This is a genomic window from Aeromonas sp. FDAARGOS 1414, from assembly GCF_019047065.1.
Taxonomy (GTDB): Bacteria; Pseudomonadota; Gammaproteobacteria; order Enterobacterales; family Aeromonadaceae; genus Aeromonas; species Aeromonas veronii_A.
Map to the genome: position 1 here is coordinate 3,237,309 of NZ_CP077210.1, position 17,762 is coordinate 3,255,070.

General features: G+C 58.3%; 16 protein-coding genes. 9 read left to right on the forward strand and 7 right to left on the reverse strand.

Annotated features, from left to right (window positions below; translation table 11 throughout):
- Positions 1–88: 88 nt before the first annotated feature.
- The 3 genes from aceE to ampD form a co-directional block, all read right to left on the reverse strand.
- Positions 89–2,749 carry a pyruvate dehydrogenase (acetyl-transferring), homodimeric type gene (gene aceE / locus I6L44_RS14515; protein ID WP_005355086.1) on the reverse strand — a complete coding sequence of 887 codons (2,661 nt, stop codon included), beginning with the start codon at positions 2,747–2,749 and terminating at the stop codon, positions 89–91.
- 79 nt (positions 2,750–2,828) lie between these two features.
- The gene (gene pdhR / locus I6L44_RS14520; RefSeq protein ID WP_005336127.1) at positions 2,829–3,593 is read right to left on the reverse strand and encodes a pyruvate dehydrogenase complex transcriptional repressor PdhR; all 765 of its coding nucleotides are present in this window, start codon (positions 3,591–3,593) and stop codon (positions 2,829–2,831) included.
- Between the two features lie 278 nt (positions 3,594–3,871).
- Positions 3,872–4,447 (reverse strand): 1,6-anhydro-N-acetylmuramyl-L-alanine amidase AmpD, encoded by a 576-nt coding sequence (ampD, locus tag I6L44_RS14525; protein WP_216952197.1) that lies wholly within the window; start codon positions 4,445–4,447, stop codon positions 3,872–3,874.
- Between the two features lie 130 nt (positions 4,448–4,577).
- Between ampD and I6L44_RS14530 the strand changes: the two genes are divergently transcribed.
- The 9 genes from I6L44_RS14530 (at position 4,578) to yacG (ending at position 12,303) form a co-directional block, all read left to right on the forward strand.
- Positions 4,578–5,048 (forward strand): TIGR02281 family clan AA aspartic protease, encoded by a 471-nt coding sequence (locus tag I6L44_RS14530; protein WP_040068932.1) that lies wholly within the window; start codon positions 4,578–4,580, stop codon positions 5,046–5,048.
- A 3-nt stretch (positions 5,049–5,051) separates the two neighbouring features.
- Positions 5,052–5,915 carry a carboxylating nicotinate-nucleotide diphosphorylase gene (gene nadC, locus I6L44_RS14535; protein WP_216952198.1) on the forward strand — a complete coding sequence of 288 codons (864 nt, stop codon included), beginning with the start codon at positions 5,052–5,054 and terminating at the stop codon, positions 5,913–5,915.
- Between the two features lie 325 nt (positions 5,916–6,240).
- Complete coding sequence (tapA, locus tag I6L44_RS14540; protein WP_216954460.1) at positions 6,241–6,693, forward strand: type IVa pilus major pilin TapA; 453 nt, start codon at positions 6,241–6,243, stop codon at positions 6,691–6,693.
- A 6-nt stretch (positions 6,694–6,699) separates the two neighbouring features.
- Positions 6,700–8,406, forward strand: a complete 1,707-nt coding sequence (gene tapB / locus I6L44_RS14545; protein ID WP_216952199.1) for a PilB family type IVa pilus assembly ATPase TapB — start codon at positions 6,700–6,702, stop codon at positions 8,404–8,406.
- Positions 8,407–8,535: 129 nt separating this feature from the next.
- Positions 8,536–9,777, forward strand: a complete 1,242-nt coding sequence (locus tag I6L44_RS14550) for a type II secretion system F family protein (RefSeq protein WP_216952200.1) — start codon at positions 8,536–8,538, stop codon at positions 9,775–9,777.
- Between the two features lie 60 nt (positions 9,778–9,837).
- A complete protein-coding gene (locus I6L44_RS14555) occupies positions 9,838–10,710 on the forward strand; it encodes an A24 family peptidase (protein ID WP_216952201.1) in 873 nt (290 codons plus the stop codon).
- A gap of 14 nt (positions 10,711–10,724) precedes the next feature.
- Positions 10,725–11,339: a dephospho-CoA kinase gene (gene coaE / locus I6L44_RS14560; protein WP_216952202.1), complete on the forward strand. Its 615-nt coding sequence runs from the start codon at positions 10,725–10,727 to the stop codon at positions 11,337–11,339.
- A 37-nt stretch (positions 11,340–11,376) separates the two neighbouring features.
- Positions 11,377–12,099 (forward strand): cell division protein ZapD, encoded by a 723-nt coding sequence (gene zapD, locus I6L44_RS14565; protein ID WP_216952203.1) that lies wholly within the window; start codon positions 11,377–11,379, stop codon positions 12,097–12,099.
- Positions 12,100–12,108: 9 nt separating this feature from the next.
- Positions 12,109–12,303, forward strand: coding sequence for a DNA gyrase inhibitor YacG (gene yacG / locus I6L44_RS14570; protein ID WP_216952204.1), 195 nt, complete (start codon positions 12,109–12,111; stop codon positions 12,301–12,303).
- A gap of 75 nt (positions 12,304–12,378) precedes the next feature.
- Here the strand turns inward: yacG and mutT are convergent, their stop codons facing one another.
- From mutT to lpxC, 4 genes are all read right to left on the reverse strand, one after another.
- The gene (gene mutT, locus I6L44_RS14575; RefSeq protein WP_216952205.1) at positions 12,379–12,783 is read right to left on the reverse strand and encodes an 8-oxo-dGTP diphosphatase MutT; all 405 of its coding nucleotides are present in this window, start codon (positions 12,781–12,783) and stop codon (positions 12,379–12,381) included.
- Between the two features lie 185 nt (positions 12,784–12,968).
- Positions 12,969–15,689: a preprotein translocase subunit SecA gene (secA, locus tag I6L44_RS14580; protein ID WP_204482309.1), complete on the reverse strand. Its 2,721-nt coding sequence runs from the start codon at positions 15,687–15,689 to the stop codon at positions 12,969–12,971.
- Between the two features lie 58 nt (positions 15,690–15,747).
- On the reverse strand, positions 15,748–16,653 hold the full coding sequence (locus I6L44_RS14585) for a M23 family metallopeptidase (protein ID WP_139474343.1): 906 nt from the start codon (positions 16,651–16,653) through the stop codon (positions 15,748–15,750).
- Between the two features lie 140 nt (positions 16,654–16,793).
- Positions 16,794–17,717: a UDP-3-O-acyl-N-acetylglucosamine deacetylase gene (gene lpxC / locus I6L44_RS14590; RefSeq protein WP_005336146.1), complete on the reverse strand. Its 924-nt coding sequence runs from the start codon at positions 17,715–17,717 to the stop codon at positions 16,794–16,796.
- Positions 17,718–17,762: the final 45 nt, after the last annotated feature.

A 17,762-nucleotide genomic window follows, 5' to 3' on the forward strand; every position in this document is an offset into this window, starting at 1 on the left:
ACTGGCTGATGCCGCCACGCACATCTCGCGTTAACCGTTTTAAACCCTGGCAGGGTCGCGCCGCATGACGGCGCGACCCTTGATCCACTTACGCGTACAGCGGGTTGACCTTGTCGGCATCGATGCCGTACTTGGCGATGGCGTCGGCCACAACCTGCTTGTCTACCTCGCCGCGCTTGGCCAGTTCGGTCAGAGCAGCAACCACCACGTAGAACTCGTTCACTTCGAAGTGACGACGCAGGTTGGCACGGCTGTCGGAACGGCCGTAACCGTCGGTACCCAGCACGCGGTAGTTCTCGGTCGGAACGAAGGCGCGAACCTGATCGGCGAAGGACTTCATGTAGTCGGTCGCAGCGATGGTCGCTTCGGAACCCAGTACCTGAGCGATGTAGGGAACGCGAGCTTCGGCTGTCGGGTGCAGCATGTTCCAGCGATCCGCGTCCTGACCGTCACGGGCCAGCTCGTTGAAGGAGGTGACGCTGAACACATCGGAACCGATGCCGTACTCGCTGGCCAGGATCTGGGCAGCCTTGCGCACGTGACCCAGGATGGAACCACAACCCAGCAGCTGAACTTTCGCCTTGGCACCGGCGACGGATTCCAGCTTGTAGATACCCTTGCGGATGCCTTCCTCGGCGCCTTCCGGCATGGCCGGCATGGCGTAGTTCTCGTTCAGGGTGGTGATGTAGTAGAACACGTTCTCCGGGTTCTCACCGTACATGCGGCGCAGGCCGTCCTGTACGATCACCGCCACTTCATAGGCATAGGACGGGTCGTAAGAGATGCAGTTCGGGATGGTGTTCGCCAGGATGTGGCTGTGACCATCTTCGTGCTGCAGACCTTCGCCGTTCAGGGTAGTACGACCGGAGGTTGCACCCAGCAGGAAGCCACGGGCTTGCTGGTCACCGGCTGCCCACGCCATGTCGCCGATCCGCTGGAAGCCGAACATGGAGTAGTAGATGTAGAACGGGATCATCGGGCAGTCGTTGGTGCTGTAAGAGGTCGCAGCAGCCAGCCAGGAGGACATGGCGCCCAGCTCGTTGATACCGTCTTGAAGAACCTGACCCTGCTTGTCTTCCTTGTAGTAGGAGACGATGTCGCGGTCTTGCGGGGTGTACTGCTGACCGTGCGGGCTGTAGATACCGATCTGGCGGAACAGACCTTCCATACCGAAGGTACGGGCTTCGTCAGCGAGGATCGGAACGATGCGCTTGCCGATGGACTTGTCTTTCAGCATCACGTTCAGGGAACGCACGAACGCCATGGTGGTGGAGATTTCGCGCGCCTGCTCACCCAGCAGCGGGCCGAAGGCATCCAGTGCCGGGATTTCCAGCTTGGTGGTGCTTTCGCGCAGACGGGTCGGCACATAGCCTTTCAGGGCGGTGCGACGGTCGTGCAGGTATTTGTGCTCGGCAGAACCGGCTTCGATCTTCAGGTACGGCAGATCGGCCAGCTGCTCGTCGGCTACTGGCAGGTTGAAGCGGTCACGCAGGTGACGCACGGAGTCCAGCTCCATCTTCTTGACCTGGTGAGCGATGTTCTTGCCTTCAGCCGCTTCACCCATGCCGTAACCCTTGATGGTCTTGGCCAGGATCACGGTCGGCTTGCCCTTGGTCTGGGTTGCCTTGTTGAATGCAGCGAACAGTTTGCGAGGATCGTGACCACCGCGGTTCAGAGCGAAGATCTCCTCGTCGGTCATATCTTTGACCAGCGCGGCAGTTTCCGGATAACGGTTGAAGAAGTGTTCGCGGATGTAGCCACCGTCGCGGGACTTCATGGTCTGGTAGTCACCGTCCACGGTCTCGTTCATCAGCTGGATCAGCTTGCCGGAAGTATCTTTCTTCAGCAGCTCATCCCACTTGCGACCCCAGATCACCTTGGTCACGTCCCAACCGGCGCCAGCGAACAGGCCTTCCAGCTCGTTGATGACCTTGCCGTTACCGACAACCGGACCATCCAGACGCTGCAGGTTGCAGTTAACCACAAATACCAGGTTGTCGAGCTTTTCACGCACGGCAACGGTCAGGGCACCTTTGGCTTCCGGCTCGTCCATCTCGCCGTCACCCAGGAAGGCGTAAACGGTCTGCTCGGAGCAATCCTTGATGCCACGGTCGGTCAGGTACTTCAGGAAACGAGCCTGATAGATGGCGGCGATGGGGCCCAGACCCATGGATACGGTCGGGAACTGCCAGAAGTCCGGCATCAGTTTCGGGTGCGGATAGGAAGGGATACCCTTGCCGTCCACTTCCTGACGGAAGTTGTCCAGCTGCTCTTCGGTCAGACGACCTTCAGCAAAGGCGCGAGCATAGATGCCCGGGGAGATATGACCCTGGAAGTAAACCAGATCGCCACCATCCTTCTCGTTGCGAGCACGGAAGAAGTGGTTGAAGCAGACATCATAGATGGTCGCAGAAGAAGCGAAGGAAGACATGTGACCACCCAGGTCCAGGTCTTTCTTGGACGCGCGCAGCACGATCATCATGGCGTTCCAGCGGATGATGGCGCGAATGCGGCGTTCCATCTCCAGGTCACCCGGGTAGTCCGGCTCGTCGCTGGACGGGATGGTGTTGATGTAATCGCGATTTGCCTTGGCAGCCACGTCCACACCGCTTACGCGGGCTTTCTCGGCCAACTGTTCAAGGATGAACTGAGCGCGTTGCGGACCCTCTTCACGCAGCAGGGATTCCAGAGAGGCAAGCCACTCCAGCGTTTCTATCGGGTCCACATCGTTCTTCAGGATATCAGACATGGCTGGTTCCTATGTTGTTGTGATTGCACGGCATTGCACGGCGAAGGGCGCAAGCATTCGACAATAAAGCCTTGTGGGATTAGTTTTCCTGCTGACGGATCCGACGCATGGATCGCTGGATCCGGCTGTCTTCCCTCTGCATATCCAACAAGGTGTCCTCGATAAAGGCCAGATGCTCATGACAAGCTGTTCTGGCCCGCTCCGGAGCCCCCGAAAGAATAGCCTCGATCAGATTCGCGCGATGGCGACGTATCTTGGCTACCACTCCCGGGCGGCGATTCAAAATCTCGTTATTCTGCAGAATGTTCTGTTCGAGCATCGGGCTCATGGCCCGCAGCAGGTGCAGCAGCACCACGTTGTGGGACGCCTCGGCCACCGCCAGATAGAACTGGGTGACGGCTGCCGACTCGGCCACCAGCGAGCCCAGCTGGCCCGCCTCTTCGATGGTGGTTTGCACCTGACGAATGCGCTCGAAATCAGACCCGGTTCCCCGCAAGGCCGCGTAGTAGGCACAGATGCCTTCCAGCGCGTGGCGAAACTCCAGCAGGTCATACTGGGCTTCCGGGTGGGTACTGAGCAGTTCGAACAGAGGATCGGCGATCCCCTTGCTCAGGGCATTCTGCACATAAGTGCCGCCGCCCTGACGGCGATAAAGCAATCCGCGCGCTTCCAGTCGCTGGATGGCTTCGCGCAGGGAGGGGCGCGATACCTGAAACTGGATGGCGAGTTCCCGCTCGGGAGGCAATTTCTGTCCCGGCTGCAGGCTGCCTTCCAGAATCATCTGTTCCAGCTCGGCGACAATGGAGTCGGCCAACTTGGGTTGCGTAATCTTGCGATAGGGCATGAGGCTACTTTGTTAAATTGGTATTACCAATTTCATGGATGGGGCGAAAATTAGCAGAGGCCTTTTGAAAAGTCCACTCAAAAGATGATCTGAGTCAAGAATCAGCCCTGCTACTTAAGAGGTAAAGCAGGGGAAACATGATTTAGCTCATAGAAAATGGTCTGACCAATATTCTTGACTTCGCTCACAAATAACATTTGCGCAACCAGAGACAAAAATGGCCTGCCAGATAGGCAAGCCATTGATTTTAAAATCCAAACTAAATTTGAATATTTACTTTAGCTGTTTAGTAGTTGCCGGTAGTAATCCCACTGGAAACTGGCTCCGGGATCCGTCTTGCGCCCTGGCGCGATATCGCAATGGCCGACAATTTTTTCGTGGGTGATGGCCGGATAGCGCTCCGAAATAGCTCGAGTGAGCCCTGCCAATGCCCGGTATTGAGCCTCGGTGTAGGGGATTTCGTCAGTCCCTTCCAGCTCGATGCCGATGGAGAAGTCATTGCATGCCTCCCTCCCCTGCCAGCTCGATACTCCCGCATGCCAGGCGCGCGCGCCAAACGGCACATACTGCACCAGCTCGCCATCACGGCGGATCAGGCAGTGGGCCGAGACTCGCAGCTGATGGATACCGGCAAAATAGGGGTGAGCCTCAGGGTCGAGTCGTCCCATAAAGAGATTGTCGATAAAGGGGCCACCAAACTTCCCCGGCGGCAAGCTGATGCCATGCACCACCAGCAGGGAGATATCATCCGGCGCGGCCCGCTCGTTGTGATGGGGAGAAGGCACTCGGCGCGCCTGCTGGCACCAGCCAGCGGCATCGATAGAGAAACAAGGTTGCGAAGCGAGTTGAGTCATCGGCTACTCGAGTTGGCTGATAAATGGCGAGAAAACGAAGATACCTGATAGGCAATCCGGCACCAACTCACTGAATCCAAGGGAAATGGTATGTTAGGCTGAGTCATCTTCCGCTCGATATGGATGGGGTATGCAGCACACGGCACGCTGGATGTGGTTACTGGCCTGGCTCTCTTTGATGGGCCTGCTGACCCTCTATTTTCACTCCCGCAACCAACCCAGCGTCACCGCCAGCGGCGAGCTATTGCTGCGGGCCGACCAGAGCGGCCACTATCGTCTGGAGGGTGCCATCAACGGCCAGCCGGTGCAACTGCTGCTCGATACCGGCGCCACCCGTATCACCATCCCGCAGCAGGTTGCCGAGCGGCTCGGCCTGACCGCTCATGGCAGCAGCCAGGTCAATACCGCCGCGGGGCAGATCCGGGTCGGCAACGGCACCATCGAAACGCTGGCGATGGGGCCATTGACCTTGTACGATCTGGCCATCTTTATCAATCCGGCGGCAGACGGTGACGAAGTGCTGGTTGGCATGAACGCCCTCGGTCGGCTGGAGCTGGTTCAAAAGGAGCGGCAACTGCTGCTCAGACCCTTGCAGGAATAAGGCATGTTTCAACAGGATGTCAGCCGCGCCGTGCGCGCCGCACTACTCGAAGATCTGGGCGATGCCCTCACCACGCTGGACCAACCGGACGCCAGTGCCGATATCACCGCCCAGCTGATCCCGGCCAACCGGATGGCCAGCGCCCGGGTCATCACCCGCGAGGCCGGAGTGTTCTGCGGCCAGCCATGGGTGGATGAAGTGTTCGTACAACTCGGCGGCGACGTGAAGGTGGAGTGGAAGGTGCAGGATGGGGAAGTGCTCTCCCCCAATCAGGAGCTGTTCCGCCTCCACGGCCCTGCCCGCCTGCTGCTGACCGGCGAACGCAATGCCCTGAACTTTGTCCAGACCCTATCCGGCGTCGCCACCCTCACCGCCCGCTATGTGGCAGAGCTGGAGGGCACCGACTGCCGTCTGCTCGACACCCGCAAGACCATACCGGGGCTGCGCACCGCCCAGAAGTACGCGGTCACCTGCGGCGGTGGCAAGAACCACCGCATCGGCCTCTACGACGCTTACCTCATCAAAGAGAACCATATCCTCGCCTGTGGCGGCATTGCCGAGGCAATTAGCGAGGCTCGTCATCTCAATCCGGGCAAACCGGTAGAGGTGGAAGTGGAATCACTGGCAGAGCTGGAACAGGCGCTGGCGGCAAAGGCCGATATCGTGATGCTGGACAACTTCGACGTGACCATGATGCGGGAAGCGGTCGTCATCAATCAGGGCCGCGCCAAGCTGGAGGTCTCCGGCAATGTGACCCTCGACACTCTGGCCGAGTTTGCCGCCACCGGCGTCGATTTTATCTCGGTCGGGGCGCTCACCAAGCATGTACGGGCACTCGATCTCTCCATGCGCTTTATCCAACCGTGAGACGCCCCCACAGGCTTGGGCAAACACTCGATATAACCGGACAAACAACTTGCAAAAGGCGCCAGAGGCGCCTTTTCTTTATGCAGGATCCCTCGGCAAAGGAGTGTACAGACGGACCCTAATTCGGCCATAGAAAGAGTCATAGGAGGCCACTTCTTTTATGACACGCATCAAGTTTTTGCTAAATGAAAGAAGTGTGATTAACAAAATGGACAATCTCTGTTGCCACCCCTGACAGCTCGGATAAGATACTGACGTGCAGATGATTTTCCACCGGCACTTCCCAGGAACCAAGGATAAAAGGATATTTTCCATGAACAGCAAAATGAAGAAACAATCAGGCTTTACCCTTATTGAATTGATGATCGTGGTCGCGATCGTGGCCATTCTGGCCGCCGTCGCGCTGCCGGCGTATCAGACCTACACAACCAAAGCTCGTTTTACCGAAGTGGTATCTGCTACCGGAGCTTACAAAACAGCAATTGAGATCTGTGCCCAAACAACTGGTGCAGCAGATGGAACCCTGAGTACTTGTGATGCGGGTACAAATGGGGTACCTGCGAACGTATCGGCAGCCAATGGAAATGTTGCAACCATTACAGTTAGTGACACAACCAATGCGATAACCGCAACAGCTGTTGGCACCTCGGCGGCCCCCGTAAACGGCCTTAAAGGTGAAACCTACATTCTTGTTCCAACTGTAGCTTCCGGAAAAATTAACTGGGCTGCAAACCCCAGCGGGTCTGTTGGTACATGCGTAGCAGCTGGTATCTGCTAATAACTAATGACCTCTAGCCCTAATAGCGGCCTGGCGTTAAGCCTGGCCGCCTCTTCACTGATCAGTGAAGAGGATTCCCAGCGCTATCTGAGCCAGGCCAAGGCCCAGCGCAAACCCTTTGTGACCTTTCTGATTGAAAACGACATCCTCGACAGCAAAGCGCTCGCCGATTTTTGCGAGCTGGAGTATGGGGTACCTCTGCTGGATCTTGCCGCCTTCGATTTGGCCGAGATCCCGCAGAAGTACCTCAATCAGAAACTGATTGAGAAGCACCACGTCCTGCCCATCTATACCCAGGGCCACACCCTCTATATCGCCATGTCGGATCCGACCAATGTCTCGGCCCTGGAGGACTTTGGCTTCAGTTTCGGCCTTCATACCGAGGCGCTGCTGGTGGAGGAGAACAAGCTCACCGCCGCCATCGGCAAGCTGCTGGAGAGCGAAAACGACGCCCTCGGCATGGAGGATATCGACGAGGCCGAGATCTCCGACCTCGAGGTAAGCGACGAGAGCAGCCGGCTCGACGAGAGCGTCAATACCGCCGATGACGATGCCCCCATCGTCAAGTACATCAACAAGATCCTGATGGATGCCATCAAGCGCGGCGCCTCCGACCTGCACTTCGAGCCTTACGAATTCAAGTATCGGGTGCGCTTTCGCATCGATGGTATTTTGCACGAAATCGCAACCCCGCCGGTCAATCTGGCCAACCGCTTCTCTGCCCGCCTCAAGGTGATGGCACGGCTCGATATCGCCGAGCGGCGGCTGCCGCAGGATGGCCGCATCAAATTGAAGCTGTCGCGCAACAAGTCGATGGATATGCGGGTCAATACCCTGCCCACCATGTGGGGGGAGAAGATCGTTATCCGTCTGCTCGACTCCTCGGCAGCCCGCCTCAATATCGAGCAGCTTGGCTTCGACGACCGCCAGAAGGCGCAGTACCTGCGTGCCCTCTCGAAACCGCAGGGGATGATACTGGTCACCGGCCCCACCGGCTCGGGCAAGACGGTCTCGCTCTATACCGGCCTCAATATTCTCAACACCACCGAGGTAAACATCTCCACCGCCGAAGATCCGGTGGAGATCAATCTGCCGGGCGTCAACCAGGTACAGGTCAACCCCAAGGCGGGGCTCACCTTTGCCAGCGCCCTGCGCTCCTTCTTGCGGCAAGATCCGGATGTGGTGATGGTGGGGGAGATACGGGATCTCGAAACCGCCGAGATCGCCATAAAGGCGGCACAAACCGGCCACCTGGTGCTCTCAACCCTGCATACCAACTCGGCTGCCGAAACCCTGACCCGGATGATGAATATGGGGGTGCCCGCCTTCAATATTGCCTCTTCGGTCACCCTGATCATGGCCCAGCGGCTGGCCCGCAAGCTTTGCGACCACTGCAAGGCGCCGGAGGTAGTGCCGGAAGCCGAGCTGCTGGAACTGGGTTTTACCCCACAGCAGCTGGCAGCCGGCTTGCGACTGTTCAAACCGGTTGGTTGCAAGGAGTGTTCCGGTGGCTACAAGGGGCGAGTCGGCATCTACGAAATCATGCTAATGTCGGAAAATATCGCAAAATTGATCATGCAGGGGGCCAACTCCCTGCAAATTGCGGCGATTGCCCAGAAAGAGGGCATGCGCACCCTGCGCACCTCGGGACTGGAGAAGGCTCGGCTCGGTGTCACCAGCCTGGCCGAGGTCAACCGGGTCACCACCAATTAAACCTCGCCAAGATGCGAGCAAGATGATCTACCAGCAAGCGACCAGATGGTGCCAAGCCGTTTGAGGATATTTATCAGGTCAGATGGTTCAGGGGCTCCCTGACCATCCGCCCAATTGCAGGATGCAAAGATGGCAACCCTAACGAAAAAGAACACCCCCCCGAAAAAAGTCTTCGCCTTCCGCTGGCACGGGGTCAATCGCAAGGGGCAGAAGGTCTCCGGCGAGCTGCAGGCTGACAGCATCAATACCGTCAAGGCGGAGCTGCGCAAGCAGGGGGTAAACGTCACCAAGGTGGCCAAAAAATCCCAGGGGCTCTTCTCCAAGGGCGGCGCCAAGATCAAGCCGATGGATATCGCGATTATCTCCCGCCAGATCACCACCATGCTCTCCGCCGGCGTACCACTAGTACAGAGCCTGCAGATCATCGCCCGCAGCCACGAGAAAGCCGCCATGCGCGAGCTGATGGGTGAGATCGCCTCCGATGTTGAGACCGGAACCCCCATGTCGGAGGCGTTGCGCCGCCACCCTCGCCATTTTGACGATCTCTACTGCGATCTGGTTGAGGCGGGGGAGCAATCCGGTGCGCTGGAGACCATCTACGACCGTATCGCCACCTATCGGGAAAAGTCGGAAGCGCTCAAGTCGAAGATCAAGAAGGCCATGTTCTATCCCACCATGGTTATTCTGGTGGCCATAGTGGTGACTTCCATCCTGCTGCTATTCGTCATCCCCCAGTTCGAGGATATCTTCAAGAGCTTTGGCGCCGAGCTGCCGGTGTTCACCCAGTTTGTCATCGGCATCTCACGCTTTATGCAGAACTGGTGGTATGTCTTCTTTGGCGGAGCTGCGCTCGCCATCTTCCTCTATGTGCGCGCCTGGCGCGCCTCCCAGAAGGTAAGGGACAATACCGACAAGTTTGTGCTCACCATCCCGGTGGTCGGTATGATCCTGCACAAGGCGGCCATGGCCCGCTTTGCCCGCACACTCTCAACCACTTTCTCGGCCGGTATCCCGCTGGTGGATGCTCTCATCTCGGCGGCCGGAGCCTCCGGCAACTATGTCTATCGCACCGCCGTTATGGCCATTCGCAACGAGGTGGTGGCCGGTATGCAGATCAACGTGGCAATGCGCACCGTCGATCTCTTCCCGGACATGGTGATCCAGATGGTGATGATCGGCGAGGAGTCCGGTGCCATCGATGATATGCTCTCCAAAGTTGCCACCATCTTCGAGCAAGAGGTGGACGACCTGGTCGATGGCCTTACCAGCCTGCTGGAACCCCTCATCATGGTGGTGCTCGGGGTGCTGGTCGGCGGCATGGTTATCGCCATGTACCTGCCCATTTTCAAACTTGGCGACGTGGTGGGTTGATTCATCAGGGCATGGAGCCAAAGCCATGCCCTTCACTCATTCAATAACTGACGGTTGGTTATGACACTTCTTCTCGAGCTGGCTCACGGCTTGCCATGGCTCTTTTTTTCGCTGGTTTTTATCTTTTCCCTGATGATCGGCAGTTTCCTCAACGTAGTGATCCACCGCCTGCCCATCATGCTGGAGCGAGAGTGGCAGGCCGAGTATCGCAGCTACTTCTCCCCCGACGAAGAGGCCATCGCACCAGAGCGCTACAACCTGATGGTACCGCGCTCCGCATGCCCTCACTGTGGTCACCCCATTACCGCCATCGAGAACATTCCGCTGCTGAGCTGGCTCTGGCTCAAGGGGCGTTGCCGCGACTGTCAAGCGCCCATCTCGGCCCGCTATCCGCTGGTAGAGCTGATAACAGCCCTGCTCTCGGTGGCCGTTGCCATGGTCATAACGCCGGGCTGGGGCACACTGGCCGCCCTGCTGCTGACCTGGGTGCTGGTCGCCCTCACCTTTATCGATCTCGACAAGATGTTGCTGCCAGATCAGCTCACCCTGCCCCTGCTGTGGGGCGGTCTGCTGTTCAATCTGGCAGGTGGCTTCGTACCGCTGGCGGATGCCGTGATTGGCGCCATGGTCGGCTATCTGGTGCTCTGGAGCCTCTACTGGGCCTTCAAGCTGCTCACTGGCAAGGAGGGGATGGGCTATGGCGACTTCAAGCTGCTGGCGGCGCTGGGTGCCTGGCTCGGCTGGCAGGCGCTGCCCATCATATTGCTGCTCTCATCCCTGGTCGGCGCCGTGATCGGCATCAGCCTGATCGCCTTGCACAAACACCATCAGGGCAAGCCCATCCCCTTCGGCCCCTACCTCGCCATCGCGGGCTGGATTGCCCTGCTGTGGGGCGATACCATCACCAACTGGTATCTCTCTACCCTGCTTTGAGCAAGAGGCCCCCCATGTATGTAGTTGCTATCACAGGCGGTATCGGCAGTGGCAAGACCACCATCGCAAATCAGTTTGCCGAACTGGGTATCGAGGTGGTGGATGCCGATGTGATCGCCCGCGAGGTCGTAGAGCCGGGCACCCCGGCCCTTGCCACCATCGCCGACCATTTTGGCCCGGATGTGATTGATCCGAGCGGTCAACTCGACCGTCGCCCCCTGCGCGAGCGGGTCTTCAGCGACCCACAGGCCAAGGAGTGGCTCAATGCTCTGCTCCATCCGCTGATTCGCAGTGAAATGCTGCGCCAGTGTGCCGCGACCAGTTCTCCTTACTGCCTGCTGGTGGTGCCGCTGCTGGTGGAGAACAAACTCACCGGCCTCGCCGACCGGGTGCTGGTGATCGATGTGGACGAAGCGACCCAGATTGAGCGCACCTGCCGTCGTGATGGCGTCAGCACCGAGCAGGCCAGAGCCATCATCGCAGCACAGGCCAGCCGGACAGAACGGCTAGCTGCGGCGGATGATGTCATCGAGAACGCCAATGGCAGCGAAATGGCGATAAAAACGCGGATTTTGGCACTGCACGAGACATATCTGGCATTTGCCTCTCAACAACCCCGTCAACAGTGAGTACACTAGGCCGGTTTATGGCTGGCCAGGATTAGGCATGATTTACGATTTTCCCCTCAATGAAAAAAGCCGGACCTACCTGCGTCTGGAGTCCCTGTTTTCCCAAATTCGCGACAATCTGGAGAGCGAGCAATCCTGGGCCCATATCGCCTTCTTCAAAGGGCTGTTCGATCTGCAGGAGCTGCTGGAGCGTGGTGACTTGCGCGCTGACCTTATCAAGGATCTGGAGCGTCTCGGCCAACGTCTGAGCCACTGGGCCAGCCTGCCCGACGTCGATCTGGAGCAGATCAAACAGATGCAGCAAGAGAGCAGCCAGCTCTCCCGCAACCTGCTCAACTCGCCACGCCCGGGAGCCCGCCTGAAAGAGGATCGTCTGCTCGGTTCCATTCGACAGCGCTTCTCCATCCCGGGTGGCCTGTGTGCCTTCGACGTGCCCCAGCTGCACCACTGGCTCGGAACCCCGGCCATCACCCGTCACCAGCAGATGCAGGGCTGGCTTAGCGACATCACCCTGCTGATGAACGCCATCACCCTGTTGCTGCGTCTGTGGCGTGAATCGGGCAGCTTCAGCGAGCAGGTGGCGACCAACGGCTTCTTCCAGGACACCGCCGAAAGCGCCGAGCTGATCCGCATCAAGCTGCCGGGCAATCTGTTCTGCTACCCGACCCTGAGCGGCCACAAGAATCGTTTTGCCCTGCGCTTCCTGCCTACGGGCGAGCAGCAGATTGGCGATGTGCCATTCCAGCTCGCCTGCTGCTAAGGAGTACTTATGGTCACCAAGGTAAAGTGTCCGACCTGCCAGAGCGAAGTGGAGTGGGGCTCGCAGAGTCCGTTCCGACCTTTCTGCAGCAAACGCTGCCAGCTGATCGATCTCGGCGAGTGGGCTGATGAAGAGAAACGGATCCCCGGGGAGATCAACCCGGATCTGCTGCCAGAGCAGGAAGAGGGCGATCAGTGGCTATAAGCCCCTGGTCACTCTCCGCTATAAAATAAAAAAGGGCCGATGGGCCCTTTTTTGATGCTTGTTTTTGCAACCGGTTCAAGCCAGCAGGCCTTGAAGCCGCGCGATAATCGGACCGTTGGCATCGGGAAAGTGGTAGTTGTGCAGCTCGGCCACCGGCACCCATAGACACTCCTGCCCCTCCTTGCCGAACGGCTCGCCGCTGAAACGGGTCACCTTCCAGATATCCAGCAACACCTGCTTCTCGGGGTAGTCGTGCTGCAGCTCCATGAAAGGGGCACAATCCTGCACCCGGATGCCGATCTCTTCCCACAGCTCCCGATCCAGTGCGGTGAGAAGATCCTCGCCCGACTCGACCTTGCCACCTGGAAACTCCCAGCGATCCCCCTGATGGCGATCGGAGGAGCGTCTGGCGATAAAGATATCGCCCTGTTCATTCTCGATGACGCCAACCGCTACCCAGATCCGCTTTTTCTGTTCCATCTTGTTACCTTTGTACGCTATGGCTGACCAGGCCGTTCAATGCGCCCAACCTCCGGCTGGATGAACGGCCGATGATGCCTGATATCCGATAACCCTTGGTCAGATGGCGCCACCACAGTGACGTCGCCACCCTCTGACAAAAACAAGGCGGGCACCGGGCCCGCCTTGTCATAGCACTGCATCGATCAGGTCAACTGACCGTGGCAATGCTTGTATTTCTTGCCTGAACCGCACGGGCAGGGATCGTTGCGACCAACCTTCTGCTCATCGCGCACGAAGGTGGTGTGGCCCTCTTCACCTGCGGCCTGTTCATCGGCCAGCTGGCTCTCAGCCGCGGCATGGGTGTAGGTACGGGGAGCGGCTTCCGCCTGCTGGCGCTGCTGCTCTTCCATCGCTTCCACATCGCGCTCCTGCACCTGAACACGGCTCAGGATGCTGACCACGTCGCGCTTGAGGGTTTCCAACATCTGGGTGAACAGATCGAAGGATTCGCGCTTGTACTCCTGCTTGGGGTTCTTCTGGGCGTAGCCGCGCAGATGGATGCCCTGACGCAGGTGATCCATGGCCGCCAGATGCTCTTTCCACAGACCATCCAGAGTTTGCAGCATCACTGCCTTCTCGAAGTTGCGTAGCACCTCTTTGCCAACCAGCTCCTCCTTGTGGGCATAGAGCTTGGTGGCTTCGTCCAGAATGCGCTCGCGCAGCTTCTCTTCATACAGCTTGTCATCTTCCGCCAGCCACTGCTGCAGCGGCAGATCCAGCGCGAAGTCTGCCTTCAGGCGCGCTTCCAGACCCGGCACATCCCACATCTCTTCCAGAGACTGGGGCGGGATGTACTCGTCAATCACGCTGCCGTAGACATCATCACGGATAACGTGGATGGTCTCGGAGATATCGTTGGTATCCAGCAGCTCGTTACGCTGCTCGTAAACCACCTTGCGCTGGTCGTTGGCCACATCGTCAAACTCCAGCAAGCTCTTGCGGATGTCGAAGTTGCGACCTTCCACCTTGCGCTGGGCATTTTCGATCGCCTTGGTGACCCAGGGGTGTTCGATGGCTTCGCCCTCTTCCATGCCCAGCTTCTTCATCATGCCGGTCACGCGATCGGAGGCGAAGATCCGCATCAGGGTATCTTCCATGGAGAGGTAGAAACGGGAGGAGCCCGGGTCACCCTGACGACCGGAACGGCCGCGCAGCTGGTTGTCGATACGACGGGATTCGTGACGCTCGGTGCCGATAATGTGCAGACCACCGGCGGCCAGCACCGCATCGTGACGCACCTGCCAGGCGGCTTTCAGCTCGGCAATCTGCTCGCTGGTCGGGTTCTCCAGCTTGGCGATCTCCGCCTGCCAGTTGCCCCCGAGCACTATGTCGGTACCACGACCCGCCATGTTGGTGGCGATGGTGACCGCACCAGTCTGACCGGCCTGGGCGACGATCTCCGCTTCCATGGCGTGGAACTTGGCGTTCAGCACCTTGTGCGGGATCTTCTCCTTGGTCAGGATGCCGGAGAGCAGCTCGGAGTTCTCGATAGAGACGGTACCAACCAGTACAGGCTGGCCCTTGGCCACGCACTGACGGATATCTTCGATGATGGCGGCATACTTCTCATTGGCGGTCAGGTAGACCAGATCGCCCATGTCTTTGCGCACCATCGGCTTGTTGGTCGGGATAACCACGGTATCCAGGCCATAAATCTGCTGGAATTCAAAGGCTTCTGTATCTGCAGTACCTGTCATCCCCGCCAGCTTGTTGTAGAGACGGAAGTAGTTCTGGAAGGTGATGGATGCCAGCGTCTGGTTCTCGTTCTGGATCTTCACACCTTCCTTCGCTTCAACGGCCTGATGCAGACCATCGGACCAGCGACGACCCGGCATGGTACGGCCGGTGTGCTCGTCAACGATGACGATTTCGTCTTTCTGGACGATGTAGTCCACGTTGCGTTCGAACAAGGTGTGAGCACGCAGACCTGCATTGACGTGGTGCAGCAGGCTGATGTTGGAGGCGGAGAACAGGGAGTCGTTCTCGTCCAGCAGCCCCTCTTTCTTGAGCAGCTCTTCCACGAAGATCTGACCGTTTTCGGTCAGCAGGGCCTGACGGTTCTTCTCGTCCACCGTGTAGTGACCGTCGCCGGTGTACTCTTCGGTGTCTTCCTTGTCCTGCTTGACCAGCAGCGGGATCAGTTTGTTGACGCGAATATAGAGCTCTGAGCTGTCTTCAGCCGGGCCGGAGATGATGAGCGGAGTCCGGGCTTCATCGATAAGCACCGAGTCCACCTCATCCACCAGCGCGTAGTTGAGCGGGCGCTGTACGCGCTGCTCAGGCGAGAACGCCATGTTGTCGCGCAGGTAGTCGAAACCGAATTCGTTGTTGGTACCGTAGGTGATGTCGGCGGCGTAGGCGTCACGCTTCTGGGACGCATCCATGCCAGGCACGTTGCAATCGACGGTCATGCCGAGGAAGGCAAACAGCGGGCGGTTCGCCTCCGCATCACGCTTGGCCAGATAGTCGTTCACCGTCACCACGTGGACGCCGCGGCCACTCAGGGCGTTCAGGTAAGCTGGCAGAGTCGCAGTAAGAGTCTTACCTTCACCGGTTTTCATTTCCGCGATGCGGTTGGAGTTCAGCACCATGCCGCCGATCAGCTGCACATCGAAGTGACGCATGCCAAACACCCGCTTGGAGGCTTCACGCACGGTCGCGAACGCTTCCGGCAGCAACTGCTCCAGAGTCTCACCCTGCTCGATACGCTGACGATATTCAGCCGTTTTGGCCTGCAACTCGGCATCGGAGAGAGCCTCGAACTGCGGCTCCATGGCATTGATCTGTTTTACAATTTTGCGCAAAGCCTTGAGCGTTCTGTCGTTCCGGCTGCCGATAATCTTGGTAAGCAGTGTGCTAATCATGGGTACCAACTATTTCTGGTTATAAAGCGTTCCGTCACTGGAACCTGAAGAAAAAAACCTAACCCCGTCTGGCACTGAGAAAGCGTGCGGGGTTGACCTGACGACCGTCTTTCAACACTTCGTAATGCAGATGGACCCCGGTCGCGCGACCGGTTCGTCCCATCAAGGCAATCTTCTGACCCTGATCAACGAGCGTGCCCACCTCGACCAGCAACCTGGAGTTGTGGGCATAGCGGGTGACCAGACCATTGCCGTGATTAATCTCCACCATATTGCCAAATTCCGGATGACGGCCCGCCCAGCTGACAATGCCGGGCCCGGTGGCCAGAATCGGGGTTCCGGGTTTGCCACGGAAATCGACCCCTTTGTGCATCTTGGCACGCCCATTGAACGGATCGACCCGTCCGCCAAACCCGGAAGAGACCCAAACTCGCTCCTGCTTGACTGGCGTGCCGGAAATAAAACCGGCATCGGTGATATGGTGATTCATGATGAAAGATTCAAGTACCGACAGCTGCTCTTCACGGCTGCTGAGCTGCTGGCTGAGGTGTTTCATCGAGGCTTGCAGCTCGTTGAGGCTCACCTCCAGCTCTTCATCATAAGAAGGGCCGCCCATGGGGGGCAGCTCTTTGAAATTGAACTCGTCGGGATCGAGATCGGCCTGCTCGGTCAATCGTTCGCCGAGGGCATTGAGACGGCCAAGCTGGCCTTGCATGGTGCCCACCTGAGCAGCCAGCATCGCCAACTGTTCACGGGCTTCGTCACCACTCTGGTCAACGGACTGTTGCTCGGCAACGGCAAGCGCCACTTCCAGCGCCTCCATTTTCTGGTGCCAGCTCTGCCAGAGCCAACCACCACCAAGGGCCAACAGGGAGAAGAGAATACCGCCGACCCAGGCCAGACGTTGTTTGGGCAGGTGCAACTTGCGTCGCTGCTTGCCGTGGAGGATCAGGGTAATGCTCATAGAAATCAGTCTGCTCGGTCAGGTGCGGCCAGGAGCCTGCACGGGAAATAAAACCGGGAGATAATCGGTATTAAAGGATGGAGTAAACAAATGACGGAACGTCGGTGCGGAGAGAGGACCGACGTTCCGTTGCACAGCTATCAGGCCAGAACCAGACCGTTATCGTAGTAAGCGATAGGCGCTTTGTCGCCCTCACCCTCGAAGGTCACCAGTTCCCAAGCCTCCTGCTCGGCCAGCAAGGCACGCAGCAGCTTGTTGTTCAGGGCATGTCCGGTCTTGTAGGCACGGAACTCACCGATGATGCTGCGGTTACACATATAGAGGTCACCGATCGCGTCCAGCATCTTGTGCTTGACGAACTCGTCCTCATAACGCAAACCGTCTTCGTTCAGCACCCGATAGTCGTCCAGTACCACGGCGTTTTCCAGGCTTCCGCCCAGCGCCAGGTTCTGGGAACGCAGGTACTCGATATCACGCATGAACCCGAAGGTACGGGCACGGCTGATCTCTTTCACGAAGGAGGCACCGGAGAAATCCAGTACGCAACGCTGATTGCGCCCTTCAAAGACCGGATGCTGGAAATCGATCTCGAGATCCATCTTGAAGCCGTTGCGATAGGGGTGGAATTCCGCCCACTTGTCGCCGTCTTCAACCCGGATGCTCTTCTTGATCCGCACAAACTGCTTGGCAGCATTCTGCTCACGGATCCCGACTTCCTGCAGCAGGTAGATAAAGGGATGCGCACTACCGTCCATTACCGGGATCTCGGGCGCGTCAACCTCAACGTAGAGGTTGTCGATCCCCATCCCGGCCAGCGCGGCAGAGAGGTGCTCAATGGTAGAGACACGGACACCGGCTTCGTTGACCAGAGCGGTACAGAGCACGGTATCGCGCACCTGATCGGCATTGGCTGGCAGCTCCACCACAGGATTCAGGTCGGTACGCAAGTAAACGATCCCTGTGTTCACAGGCGCCGGACGGAACGTCATGGTGACTTTCCGGCCCGAATGCAGGCCGACACCAGTCGCCTGTACACTCGTTTTCAAGGTTCTTTGTCTAATCATGGGTGTACCCTAAACAGCTTAAAATCCGGACCAGATGGTCGTTGG

Bases quoted from the DNA above. Each gene is read 5' to 3' on its own strand.
- ampD (WP_216952197.1), bottom strand. From the start codon at position 4,447: ATGACTCAACTCGCTTCGCAACCTTGTTTCTCTATCGATGCCGCTGGC.
- mutT (WP_216952205.1), bottom strand. From the start codon at position 12,783: ATGGAACAGAAAAAGCGGATCTGGGTAGCGGTTGGCGTCATCGAGAAT.
- zapD (WP_216952203.1), top strand. From the start codon at position 11,377: ATGATTTACGATTTTCCCCTCAATGAAAAAAGCCGGACCTACCTGCGT.
- tapB (WP_216952199.1), top strand. From the start codon at position 6,700: ATGACCTCTAGCCCTAATAGCGGCCTGGCGTTAAGCCTGGCCGCCTCT.
- tapA (WP_216954460.1), top strand. From the start codon at position 6,241: ATGAAGAAACAATCAGGCTTTACCCTTATTGAATTGATGATCGTGGTC.
- I6L44_RS14530 (WP_040068932.1), top strand. From the start codon at position 4,578: ATGCAGCACACGGCACGCTGGATGTGGTTACTGGCCTGGCTCTCTTTG.
- lpxC (WP_005336146.1), bottom strand. From the start codon at position 17,717: ATGATTAGACAAAGAACCTTGAAAACGAGTGTACAGGCGACTGGTGTC.
- yacG (WP_216952204.1), top strand. From the start codon at position 12,109: ATGGTCACCAAGGTAAAGTGTCCGACCTGCCAGAGCGAAGTGGAGTGG.
- pdhR (WP_005336127.1), bottom strand. From the start codon at position 3,593: ATGCCCTATCGCAAGATTACGCAACCCAAGTTGGCCGACTCCATTGTC.
- aceE (WP_005355086.1), bottom strand. From the start codon at position 2,749: ATGTCTGATATCCTGAAGAACGATGTGGACCCGATAGAAACGCTGGAG.
- secA (WP_204482309.1), bottom strand. From the start codon at position 15,689: ATGATTAGCACACTGCTTACCAAGATTATCGGCAGCCGGAACGACAGA.
- I6L44_RS14585 (WP_139474343.1), bottom strand. From the start codon at position 16,653: ATGAGCATTACCCTGATCCTCCACGGCAAGCAGCGACGCAAGTTGCAC.
- I6L44_RS14550 (WP_216952200.1), top strand. From the start codon at position 8,536: ATGGCAACCCTAACGAAAAAGAACACCCCCCCGAAAAAAGTCTTCGCC.
- coaE (WP_216952202.1), top strand. From the start codon at position 10,725: ATGTATGTAGTTGCTATCACAGGCGGTATCGGCAGTGGCAAGACCACC.
- nadC (WP_216952198.1), top strand. From the start codon at position 5,052: ATGTTTCAACAGGATGTCAGCCGCGCCGTGCGCGCCGCACTACTCGAA.
- I6L44_RS14555 (WP_216952201.1), top strand. From the start codon at position 9,838: ATGACACTTCTTCTCGAGCTGGCTCACGGCTTGCCATGGCTCTTTTTT.